We start from the raw sequence: 11,170 nt of genomic DNA, 5'->3' as shown, positions 1-11,170 counted from the left end.
GCATAAGAAAATAAGAACACCATAAAATCGTTTTTAGCTTATTTATGGTATTTTAAAGACTCTATATTATCCAATTAGAACAGAGCCTTTTTTAAACTCCTTAGTAGGAATCCTAATCGTTTTTAGCGTTTGAGCGTTTCACAAAATACAAGCGGTTGCAATTTTTAGCGGTGTTTCATGAAGAATGATTTTTATCTCCCTCTTTATAAAAGAGAGAGTTTTCATTTTAGCGGATCTTTAGCGGGTCTCAGCTGAGCTTTTAATGATTACGGTGTTGTAGTCAGGTTGGACGGGGCGTTGGTTGGGCGAATTTTTCATGCGTTTTTTGATTTCAGCCAATTGTTTGGCGGAGACTTCCAAAGGCTCTTCTATGACAAACCATGCCACCCCTTCTGTGCAAGGAGGAGCGGTGAGAGAGCCGTTAAAATGGTAGTAATTGATGCTTTTAGGCAAGAAAGCGTCTAATGCCACCTCTTTAAAATTTTGTTTCTTTTGAATGCCTTCTAAAATAGGATCAAGGTTGGGGTTTTCTTTCCCTTCTTCAAAACCAATCGCTAACACTAACAAACGCCCTTTAGAGTCTTTATGCACGAAATGCGCGCTCAAAGGCCTGGTTTTATTATTGATTAAAAACTCCATAGGGGCGTGGAAATGCACATTATCCAGCACATAATCATGCCCTCTATAATTAATGTGGTTAGTCGGCTCAAACGAAGCCTTTAAAGTATGATGAGTGAAAAAGACCGCTTTAGGTTTAGAAGCGGCGTATTTGAATTGCAAATCGGCTTTATCTTGCGTGTGGTAATAATGCTCAATGTTGATGGGCGATTGGCTTTTACCGCTTTTGCACACTTCAAAATCTTTGTGCAATTTGTCCCAGCGGTGCGGGCCATTTTCTTTATTTTTATAATCCCATTTGGTGTTTTCAGCGCCTATAAGAGAAGCCGTAAGCGCTAAAGCGATCAAAAAAGTTTTTTTCATTTTAATTATCCTTTGTTCTAAAATTCTAAAATATTAAAAAGCAATTAATTCTAGCGCCTAATCAATAATGACCGCAGTTACAAAAAATAGATTGGTTAAAAGTTGGAAATGATTTTAAATTCTGTTTTATATGGTAACAACTCCATTAAATTAATGCGCCTATGGAGCGGGAATATTTGTTTTAACCAGCCCCCAATTTACAAGCAGTTAAAATTTTTGTCTTATACTCTAAGGTTTCAAATTGAATAAAATTTAACCCCTTAAGATTTAAATGATGATAACCAAACAATCGTATCAAAAGTTCGCCTTAATGCGGGTTTTTGTGTTTTCGCTTTCGGCGTTTATTTTTAACACCACGGAGTTTGTCCCTGTCGCACTCTTATCAGATATTGCGAAAAGTTTTGAAATGGAGAGCGCGACAGTGGGGCTTATGATCACTGCTTATGCATGGGTGGTGTCTCTTGGATCATTGCCCTTGATGCTGCTTAGCGCTAAAGTTGAAAGGAAACGCTTACTGCTTTTTCTTTTCGCCCTTTTTATTGCTAGTCATATCCTTTCAGCGCTAGCGTGGAATTTTTGGGTGCTACTCATTTCTCGTATGGGTATCGCTTTTGCCCACTCTATTTTTTGGTCCATCACGGCTTCTTTAGTCATTCGTGTTGCGCCAAGAAATAAAAAACAACAAGCTTTAGGGTTATTGGCGTTAGGGAGTTCGTTAGCGATGATTTTGGGTTTGCCGCTTGGGAGGATCATTGGGCAAATCCTGGATTGGCGATCCACTTTTGGCGTGATTGGGGGCGTTGCGACTCTTATAATGCTACTTATGTGGAAATTGCTCCCGCCTTTGCCGAGTAGAAACGCCGGCACGCTCGCAAGTGTCCCTATATTGATGAAACGGCCGCTTTTAATGGGGATTTATTTGCTTGTGATCATGGTTATTTCTGGGCATTTCACCACTTATAGTTATATTGAGCCTTTTATCATTCAAATCAGCCAATTTTCTCCTGACATTACGACGCTAATGCTGTTTGTGTTTGGGTTAGCAGGCGTGGCAGGGAGTTTTTTGTTCGGCCGTTTGTATGCGAAAAATTCAAGAAAATTTATCGCTTTTGCAATGATTTTAGTCATTTGCCCGCAACTCTTGCTTTTTGTGTTTAAAAACTTAGAGTGGGTGATCTTTTTGCAAATTTTCTTGTGGGGGATTGGGATCACTTCACTCACCATTGCGTTGCAAATGAGGGTGTTGCAGCTCGCACCAGATGCTACGGATGTCGCGAGCGCGATTTTTTCGGGGAGCTATAATGTGGGGATTGGATCAGGAGCGCTGTTTGGCAGTATTGTGATCCACCAATTAGGGTTAGGGTATATTGGCTTTGTGGGTGGGGCTTTAGGTTTGTTGGCACTGTTTTGGCTTAGATTCATTACGATAAAATTTAAAAAAACATAAAGAGCGTTAAAAGGATTAGCCCAATAAAGGAAAATCCCTTTTGCGTTAAAAACCATTTTTTAAAATTTAGTGATACGGCTTGAATCTAACCGTGCTAACGGACAGATTGCCTCTCTTTTTATGTTAAAATAGAAAAATTTGTCATAAATTTTAAGCGGTGTGTGGTTTAAATGCTCAAAAAAAAGATTGATTTGCATAAAGATCCGATAAGAAAGCTCTTTTTTTATTACTTCATCCCTTTAGCTTTTTCTATGATTTCACTTTCCACTTATTCTATGATAGATGGCATGTTTGTGGGCAAAAAACTGGGTAAAGAAGCTATCGCTGCGGTCAATATCGCATGGCCTATTTTTCCAGGACTCATTGCGTATGAATTGCTTTTTGGTTTTGGGGCAGCGAGTATTGTGGGGTATTTTTTGGGTCAAAATAAAACCCATAGGGCTAGGCTTGTGTTTAGCAGCGTGTTTTATTTTGTCGCTCTAAGCGCCTTTATTTTGAGCATGGCATTATTGCCGTTTAGCGAAACTATTGCGCGTTTTTTTGGGAGCAATGACGCTTTATTGGGCATGTCTAAACGCTACATTGAAATCATTTTAATGGGCGCGGTTTTTATGGTCCTCCACCCTTTAGCGGATGTTTTTGTGGTGAATGACAAACGCCCCATTTTAGCGATGGTAGCGATGCTGATTGGCTCGTTAGCGAATATCTTTTTCAACTACTTGTTTATTTTTGTTTTGGAAGTGGGGGTTCAAGGCAGCGCGATAGCCACCGTGATAGGGCATGCGATAGGGGTTTTAGTCTTAATGCAGCATTTTTGGCGCAAAAAAGGGCAATTGTATTTCATCAAACGATTTTCTTTGTCTTCAGTCATTTCTTCAGCTAAAAGCGGCGTGCCTCAAAGCACGGCAGAATTTAGCGCTTCTATTATGATTTTGTTGTTTAATACCGCTATCATGCACACGGCTGGGGAAAGGTTTGTGAGCATGTATGGGATCGTTATGTATAATGCGATTATCTTTTTTACGACTTTGTTTGCGATTTCTCAAGGCATCCAACCGATCGCGAGCTTTAGCTATGGGGCTAGAAATTTAGAGCGCGTGCGAGCCGTGTTTGTCTTTGGTTTGAAAGCAGCGTTTTGTATAGGGATTGTTTTCTATGGCGCTTATTATTTTTTAGATGAATTTTTAATCAAGCTTTATTTACAGCCAAGCGAACAAGATGCACTCTTTATGCAAGAGACTAAAAGAGCGATGAATATTTATTATGTTGGCTATGTTTTTTTAGGCATGACTTTGTTGTGCGCGGTGTTTTTCCAATCCATCCAACGCACTAAAAGTTCGTTTATCATCACCCTTTCGCACACGCTGGGGTTTATAGTTATTCTATTGCCGATTTTAAGTCATTTCTATGGGATTAATGGCGTTTGGGTAACTTACCCTATCGCGCAATTTTTAGCGTTTTTAGTAGCGTTAGGGGTAACTTATTATGAAATCAAAAAAGGGGTTTTCACCACTTATAAAGAGAAAAACCCTATCGCTGTGAAAACTTAATCAATAAATAAGGTAAAATTAAGACATGCATGCAGAATTTTTCACTTTCGCGCTCATTATGCTTTTAATTGTGATGGCTCCTTATATGTCTAGAATCTCTCGTTTGCCTATCACGGTTGTGGAGATTTTATTTGGATCTGTTGGGGCGTATGTGGGTTTTATTGAGCCTACTAAGGGCTTTGAAATCATGTCCGAAATTGGCTTTTTATTTTTAATGTTTTTATGCGGTTTGGAAGTGGAGATTTATTTGTTTAAAAAATTAGGGGTTTCTCTTTTAAAACGCATTTTTGCTTATCTGTTGATTTTATACACGCTTTCATTCATCCTTACTTTTAGCCTTAATTTAGAGCCTATTTTTATGGTGATTTTCCCTATTATCAGTTTGGGCATGATCATGACTTTAGTCAAAGATTATCGTAAAGAGATTTTGTGGCTTGATTTGGTTTTGAAAGTGGGCGTTATTGGGGAATTGTTAAGCATTTTTGGTTTGGTGGTCGTGGATGGGGTGTATTCGCATGGTTTGGGCATGGATTTGATTAAAGATTTAGGCATTCTCATTGTTTTTTTAATCTTAATCATCGTGGCGTTTCAAATCTTTAAGACTTTGTTTTGGTGGTTCCCGCATTTAAAGCTTTTTGTGATGCCTAAAAGCAGTCAGTTTAACCAAGATGTGCGTTTTTCGCTCATGCTCTTTTTTTCCTTGGTTGCGATCGTGGTGTGGCTCAAAATAGAAATGGTTTTAGGGGCGTTTCTAGCAGGGTTAGTCGTTTCTACTTTCTTCCCTCACAAATCAGAATTGATCCACAAGCTCAATGATGTGGGTTTTGGGTTTTTTGTGCCTTTGTTTTTCATCCATGTAGGCTCTACTTTAGACTTAAAATTAGTGTTTTTAAACCCGCATTTGATCCTCCAAGGGATATTGATTGTCATAGCGATGTTGAGTTTGCACTTGATCACTTCAACCTTATTGTGGCGCAAATACTTTAAGGAAGCCAAGCATTTATTTTCATTCGCTTTAGGGGCTTCTATGCCTTTAACTTTTTTAGTAACCACCGCAGCAGTGGGTTTAAAAGCGCAAGCGATCTCGCAAAACACCTACTACGCATTGCTCATGGCGGCTATTTTTGAAGGGGTATTATTCACGATTGCGATCAAAATACTCAACAAAAAAGCTTAAATGAAAGCTTAAGCGTCTAAATATCTAGCGTCGCTAAAGCTGCTCGCTTGGACATTATTGAACGCATTCTCTAAGCTATCAAAGAAACGAGGGTGCAAGTTTTGCATTTCTTTTAAGAAATTTTTGGTGGCTAATCGCGCGATAGGAGGCTTATCAGAGGTGGGCTGTTTGGCCGGGCAGTTGCAATCAGGAGCGACTGGGATATTTTGAGAAGTGACAAAATGGATACTACTGGCTTCTCGAACCTTAATCAAAGGGCGGATCACCAACAAGCCGTTTTCAGCCCTATAAATGGGGGGCATGCTCCTTAAACTCCCGTTATAAGTGAAATTCATAAAAAAGCTCTCCACCGCATCGTCTAAATGGTGCGCGATAGCGACTTTATTATAGCCTTCCTCTAAAGCCTTAGAATACAAAGTCCCTCGCCTCAAACGAGAGCAAAACGAACAAAACGAGCTTTTTTCACGGCGTTTTTCGTTGATGGTGGCAGCGATTTGGGTGTAAATGATCTCATGCTCAATGCCTTGCTCTTGGCACAAATCGCTCAACCATTTTAAATCTTCGCCCAAACCATAATGCACGGTAACCGCTTTAAAATCAAATTTGAAAGGGGCATGTTTTTGCATCCTGGCTAAGATGCAAGCGAGCATGATAGAATCCTTGCCCCCACTCAATCCTAATAAGACTTTATCGCCTTCTTCTATGAGTTTGTAAGTGGCGTTTGTCTTGCCTACAATGTGTAAGACTTTTTTAGAAATTTCATAGGCCATTTTTGATCCTTAATTGTTTTATTTTCTAAAGTTTCGTGCTAAGCGAATGATTTCTTCTTCGCTAATGTGATCGGAATTATATTTCACAATAATGATTTCTTCGCTAATATTAACATACCATTCAATGATTTTGTCCCCTAAAGTTTCAAATTGTTCCTCATTATAAGCGTCTAAGGGGAAATAGACATTTTTTTGCTTGGAAGGGTTATGGAGTAAAAAGAGCGATAGCCCCCAAATAAGCCCTAAAGCTACAACGATTAAGCTTGTGTTAGAAACGCCTAAATGATGGTAGCTCAACCCCCCACTCACACCTCCAACAAAGCTCCCCAAATAGCCAAAAGTAGTGAATTGCCCTAAAACCTTGCCTTTTTCGTTTGCTCTGGCGAATTTGGACGCTAAAGATTGCATGATAGGCTCTAAGGTAGCAAAGCCAATAAAGAAAAACGCCACCCCAACAATAAAAAACCATAAATATTTCCCTAAAAAGCTAGAGTCGGCTAAAAACAAGCATAAATAACTCATAATAAACAATAATACGCCAGAAAGCATCACCCCTTTAGGCTTGTTGTATTTTTCAGCCATAACGCTCGCTACTCCCATGCTTAAAACCCCTAATAAGGCTCCAGGCACATACACTAAGATCAAAAAACTTTCATCTTTATGGAATTCATTCACTAAGGCTAAAGGGATCAGCACAAAAATAAGCGTCATGAACGCTTTTTCAAAAAAAGAGCTTAGATACAAAAGATACAAGGCTTTAGAGTTGGGTTGATAAGCTTTTATGTTTTTGATTTGGTAAGAAATTTTAGGGGCGTCTTTGACTTTTAAAAGCATCAACAAACTCAATAAAGTTAAGATCGCCGTGAGCAAGAAGAGCCATTTTGCCCCCCCAAAAAACGCCACAACCCCAGGGCCTATGGCCATGCTTATAGTGAAGCTAATGAAAATAAACGCCCCCATGATGGCCATCGCTTTGGTGCGCTCTTCTTCTTTCACTTCATCCGCCACCATCGCGCTAATAACCCCCCCTAAAGCCCCCATGCCTTGAATGAAGCGCCCGATAACGAGCGTAATAATATCATTCGCCATAAAGCACACTAACGAGCCAGCTAAAAACAATAATAAGCACACCATAACCACCACTTTACGGCCGATTTTATCGCTAAAAATGCCCATGGGGGTTTGAAAAATAATTTGCGTAAGATACGCTCCGCCCACAGCCAACCCCACGAGTAAGGGGCTGCTTGAATGGAAACTATCCGCATACAAACTAATGACCGGCAAAACAATAAAAAGCCCCAAAAACCGCAACGACGACACTAACGCTAATGGAAAAATTTTCTTAAACATGCGGGTTATTTTACAAGAAAATGCCCAACTTTTGTCATCAATTTGAGGAAGTAGGATTGATAATAAAAGTTTAATGTAATTTTAATGGATTTTTAAGAAAATTTTTTGTATAATCTTATTCTTTTATTTTTTTGTCAAGGTAGCTCAGCTGGTTTAGAGCGCTGGTCTCATAAGCCGGAGGTCGGGGGTTCAAGTCCCCCTCTTGACACCATGATTTGATTTAAACTTCATTTAATCTTCGTTTAATCTTTTTTTTAGCAAACCTGAACTACAATAGCGTTGCATCTTTTAATTTCTTTAGGGATTTGACGATGATTTTTAGCTCTCTTTTTAGTGTTGTAGGGATGGCGGTGCTTTTTCTTATTGCTTGGGTGTTTTCTAGCAATAAAAGGGCTATTAATTATCGCACGATTGTCAGCGCCTTTGTGATTCAAGTGGCTTTAGGGGCGTTGGCTTTATATGTGCCTTTGGGTAGGGAAATGCTGCAAGGCTTAGCTAGTGGCATACAAAGCGTGATTTCTTACGGCTATGAGGGGGTGCGTTTTTTATTTGGCAATCTCGCTCCAAACGCTAAAGGCGATCAAGGGATAGGAGGGTTTATTTTTGCGATCAATGTTTTAGCGATCATTATCTTCTTTGCTAGCTTGATTTCACTTCTATATTATTTAAAAATCATGCCTTTATTTATCAATCTCATCGGTGGGGCGTTGCAAAAATGCTTAGGCACTTCTAAAGCAGAAAGCATGAGCGCAGCGGCTAATATTTTTGTGGCGCACACCGAAGCGCCCTTAGTCATTAAACCTTATTTGAAAAGCATGAGCGATTCAGAGATTTTTGCGGTCATGTGCGTGGGCATGGCTAGCGTTGCGGGGCCTGTGTTAGCCGGGTATGCGAGCATGGGCATTCCTTTGCCTTATTTAATCGCCGCATCGTTTATGTCCGCTCCTGGGGGTTTGTTGTTCGCTAAAATCATTTACCCGCAAAACGAAGCCATTTCTAGCCATGCAGATGTTTCGGTAGAAAAGCATGTCAATGCCATAGAAGCTATCGCTAATGGGGCAAGCACAGGGCTAAATTTAGCCTTGCATGTGGGAGCGATGCTTTTAGCCTTTGTAGGGATGCTCGCACTCATTAACGGGCTTTTAGGGGTTGTAGGGGGGTTTTTAGGCATGGAGCATTTGTCTTTAGGGTTGATTTTAGGCACGCTCTTAAAACCCTTAGCCTTTATGCTAGGCATTCCGTGGAGCCAGGCCGGGATTGCCGGAGAAATCATAGGCATTAAAATCGCGCTCAATGAATTTGTGGGCTATATGCAATTTTTACCTTATTTGGGCGATAACCCTCCTTTAGTTTTGAGCGAGAAAACTAAAGCGATCATCACTTTTGCGTTGTGCGGGTTTGCTAACTTAAGCTCAGTCGCTATGCTGATTGGAGGGCTTGGCAGTTTAGTGCCTAAAAAGAAAGATCTCATTGTAAGGCTTGCTTTAAAAGCGGTGCTTGTAGGCACGCTTTCTAATTTCATGAGCGCGACTATCGCTGGGTTATTCATAGGGCTAAACGCTCATTAAAAGGACAAAACATGCAAAAAAGAGTGGTAATCTTATTATTGGATTCTTTTGGTATAGGGGCTAGTGAAGACGCTAGAGATTTTGGCGATTTGGGGGCGAACACTTTAGGCAATATCGCTAAGGCTTGTTTTAATAACTTGGCTGATTCTAACGATCGCCATGGGGCTTTGAAACTGCCTTATTTAGAGAGTTTGGGTTTAGGGTTGAGCGCTTTAAAAGCTGCAAATGAATTGCCCTTAGGCTTTGAGTCTAAACCTAATCTAATAGGGGCTTACGCTTACGCTAAAGAACTTTCTAGCGCTAAGGATACGATTTCTGGGCATTGGGAGATGATGGGCGCACCCGTTCTTTTTGAATGGGGGTATTTTAAAGACAAAAACAATTCCTTCCCTAAAGAAATTTTAGATGAAATTGCACGTAAAACTAAGATTAAGGGCTATTTAGGGAATTGCCACGCATCCGGGACAGAAATCATCAAAGATTTAGGCGAAAAGCATTTAGAAACTCTATACCCCATTTTTTACACTTCAGCGGATTCGGTATTTCAAATCGCTGCGCATGAAGAAAAGTTTGGGTTGGATAACTTATACGCTCTTTGTGAAGAAGCGTTTCAAATTCTAGAGCCGTTAAAGATCGCTAGAGTGATCGCGCGCCCCTTTATTGGCACCAATAGAGAGAGTTTCAAACGCACCGCTAATCGCAAAGACTATGCGATAAAGCCCCATAAAAAATTGCTTTTTGAAACATTCATTGAAGAAAAGCAGGGTGAAGTCATTAGCATTGGAAAAATCGCTGATATTTACGCTCATGTGGGGATCACTCAAAAGTTCAAAGCCGGTAGTTTGATGGAGCTGTGCGATGTTACTTTAGAGCAGGTCAAAAACGCTAAAAACAACAGCTTGATTTTTACGAATTTTGTGCATTTTGATAGCGATTATGGGCATCGGCGCGATATTAGCGGGTATGCTAACGCTTTAGAGTATTTTGATGCGCGTTTAAAAGAGGTTTTAGACAATTTAAGGGAAAACGATTTGCTCATTCTTTGCGCCGATCATGGGTGCGATCCCAGCTTTAAAGGCACCGATCACACACGAGAATACATTCCTATTTTATTCTATCATAAAGATTTACAACCAGCTTTTTTAGGCAAGAGCGATTCGTTTGCGGATATTGGGCAAAGCATTGCCCACTTTTTGGGATTAAGCCCCTTAGATTATGGCAAAAACTTATTAAAATTTAAAGGACAACCATGACCCCTCACATTAACGCCAAAATCGGCGATTTTTATCCTCAATGCCTTTTATGCGGCGATCCCTTAAGGGTGAGCTACATTGCGAAAAATTTTTTACAAGACGCCAAAGAGATCACGAATGTGCGTAACATGCTAGGCTTTAGCGGGAAGTATAAGGGTAAGGGGATTTCTTTAATGGGGCATGGCATGGGCATTGCGTCATGCACGATTTATGTAACCGAACTCATTAAAACCTATCAAGTCAAAGAGCTTTTAAGGATTGGCACTTGCGGGGCGATTAGCCCAAAAGTCGGCTTGAAAGACATTGTCATGGCGACAGGAGCTTCAACGGATTCTAAAACCAATCGGGTGCGTTTTTTAAACCACGATTTGAGCGCAACGCCTGATTTTGAATTGAGTTTAAGAGCGTATCAAACAGCAAAGCGTTTGGGTATTGATTTGAAAATAGGCAATGTTTTTTCAAGCGATTTTTTCTATTCTTTTGAAACGCATGCCTTTGATTTGATGGCCCAATACAACCATTTGGCTATTGAAATGGAAGCGGCAGGGTTATACGCCACAGCGATGGAATTGAACGCTAAGGCTTTATGCTTATGCTCAGTTTCAGATCACTTAATCACTGAAGAAGCCTTAAGCCCTAAAGAAAGAATAGAAAGCTTTGATGACATGATCACTCTAGCCTTAGAGATGATGGGCTAGCCTTTTTTGTTTTCCCCCATAAGTTAAGGATAAACTTTAAAGGAAAACCCTTAAAGCTAAAAGCCTTAAGGGAACTTTTAAAAAACAAAAGCTACCGTTTTACAGAAACTTCGTTTTAAAAAACTACCGCTTCAATAAAACAACCACTTTACACCCCAAAAACGAAATTTCAAGGTATAATGTTTTCTAAGAGTTTTTGCCATGTTTGGTAGCCATGACAAACTCCTTTTATGGATTTATCCCCATAATCCGACTTATGGGGGCGTTTATTTCACAATAATCTTTCTAAAAACCAAATCCCAATCAATTAAAAACACTCTTAAAAGCTTGGTTGAGCGCATCAAAACACCCTAAAACTTTTTTTTGAAATTCAATA

Annotated in this window: 9 protein-coding genes and 1 tRNA gene; 7 read left to right on the top strand and 3 right to left on the bottom strand. The window is 40.0% G+C overall.

What is annotated here, in order from left to right:
* Positions 1-237 precede the first annotated feature (237 nt).
* Complete coding sequence (locus tag QT74_RS05425) at positions 238-981, bottom strand: carbonic anhydrase (RefSeq protein WP_033765230.1); 744 nt, start codon at positions 979-981, stop codon at positions 238-240.
* Positions 982-1,252: 271 nt separating this feature from the next.
* Between QT74_RS05425 and QT74_RS05420 the strand changes: the two genes are divergently transcribed.
* The 3 genes from QT74_RS05420 (at position 1,253) to QT74_RS05410 (ending at position 5,155) form a co-directional block, all read left to right on the top strand.
* Positions 1,253-2,428 carry a sugar transporter gene (locus tag QT74_RS05420; protein WP_033765228.1) on the top strand — a complete coding sequence of 392 codons (1,176 nt, stop codon included), beginning with the start codon at positions 1,253-1,255 and terminating at the stop codon, positions 2,426-2,428.
* Positions 2,429-2,598: 170 nt separating this feature from the next.
* Positions 2,599-3,978 (top strand): HP1184 family multidrug efflux MATE transporter, encoded by a 1,380-nt coding sequence (locus QT74_RS05415; protein WP_033765226.1) that lies wholly within the window; start codon positions 2,599-2,601, stop codon positions 3,976-3,978.
* Between the two features lie 25 nt (positions 3,979-4,003).
* Positions 4,004-5,155, top strand: a complete 1,152-nt coding sequence (locus QT74_RS05410) for a cation:proton antiporter (RefSeq protein ID WP_000542869.1) — start codon at positions 4,004-4,006, stop codon at positions 5,153-5,155.
* An 8-nt stretch (positions 5,156-5,163) separates the two neighbouring features.
* Here the strand turns inward: QT74_RS05410 and QT74_RS05405 are convergent, their stop codons facing one another.
* Both QT74_RS05405 and QT74_RS05400 read right to left on the bottom strand, forming a co-directional pair.
* Positions 5,164-5,925, bottom strand: a complete 762-nt coding sequence (locus tag QT74_RS05405; RefSeq protein WP_000312900.1) for a tRNA 2-thiocytidine(32) synthetase TtcA — start codon at positions 5,923-5,925, stop codon at positions 5,164-5,166.
* Positions 5,926-5,943: 18 nt separating this feature from the next.
* On the bottom strand, positions 5,944-7,236 hold the full coding sequence (locus QT74_RS05400; protein WP_324286933.1) for an MFS transporter: 1,293 nt from the start codon (positions 7,234-7,236) through the stop codon (positions 5,944-5,946).
* 172 nt (positions 7,237-7,408) lie between these two features.
* Between QT74_RS05400 and QT74_RS05395 the strand changes: the two genes are divergently transcribed.
* The 4 genes from QT74_RS05395 to deoD all read left to right on the top strand — a co-directional run bounded on the left by QT74_RS05395 (position 7,409) and on the right by deoD (position 10,794).
* Positions 7,409-7,486, top strand: a tRNA-Met gene (locus QT74_RS05395).
* A 100-nt stretch (positions 7,487-7,586) separates the two neighbouring features.
* Complete coding sequence (locus QT74_RS05390; RefSeq protein ID WP_033765222.1) at positions 7,587-8,843, top strand: NupC/NupG family nucleoside CNT transporter; 1,257 nt, start codon at positions 7,587-7,589, stop codon at positions 8,841-8,843.
* A gap of 11 nt (positions 8,844-8,854) precedes the next feature.
* Positions 8,855-10,096, top strand: a complete 1,242-nt coding sequence (locus QT74_RS05385; RefSeq protein WP_033765221.1) for a phosphopentomutase — start codon at positions 8,855-8,857, stop codon at positions 10,094-10,096.
* On the top strand, positions 10,093-10,794 hold the full coding sequence (gene deoD, locus QT74_RS05380; protein ID WP_033621008.1) for a purine-nucleoside phosphorylase: 702 nt from the start codon (positions 10,093-10,095) through the stop codon (positions 10,792-10,794). The genes QT74_RS05385 and deoD overlap by 4 nt, the downstream gene beginning before the upstream one ends.
* The last annotated feature ends 376 nt before the right edge of the window (positions 10,795-11,170 follow it).

Source organism: Helicobacter pylori SA213A (assembly GCF_000476275.1).
GTDB lineage: Bacteria > Campylobacterota > Campylobacteria > Campylobacterales > Helicobacteraceae > Helicobacter > Helicobacter pylori_CL.
Note: the sequence above shows the minus strand (reverse complement) of the source record. Positions and strands in the feature narration are given on the sequence as shown.

Bases quoted from the DNA above. Each gene is read 5' to 3' on its own strand.
- QT74_RS05425 (WP_033765230.1), bottom strand. From the start codon at position 981: ATGAAAAAAACTTTTTTGATCGCTTTAGCGCTTACGGCTTCTCTTATA.
- QT74_RS05420 (WP_033765228.1), top strand. From the start codon at position 1,253: ATGATGATAACCAAACAATCGTATCAAAAGTTCGCCTTAATGCGGGTT.
- QT74_RS05415 (WP_033765226.1), top strand. From the start codon at position 2,599: ATGCTCAAAAAAAAGATTGATTTGCATAAAGATCCGATAAGAAAGCTC.
- QT74_RS05410 (WP_000542869.1), top strand. From the start codon at position 4,004: ATGCATGCAGAATTTTTCACTTTCGCGCTCATTATGCTTTTAATTGTG.
- QT74_RS05405 (WP_000312900.1), bottom strand. From the start codon at position 5,925: ATGGCCTATGAAATTTCTAAAAAAGTCTTACACATTGTAGGCAAGACA.
- QT74_RS05390 (WP_033765222.1), top strand. From the start codon at position 7,587: ATGATTTTTAGCTCTCTTTTTAGTGTTGTAGGGATGGCGGTGCTTTTT.
- QT74_RS05385 (WP_033765221.1), top strand. From the start codon at position 8,855: ATGCAAAAAAGAGTGGTAATCTTATTATTGGATTCTTTTGGTATAGGG.
- deoD (WP_033621008.1), top strand. From the start codon at position 10,093: ATGACCCCTCACATTAACGCCAAAATCGGCGATTTTTATCCTCAATGC.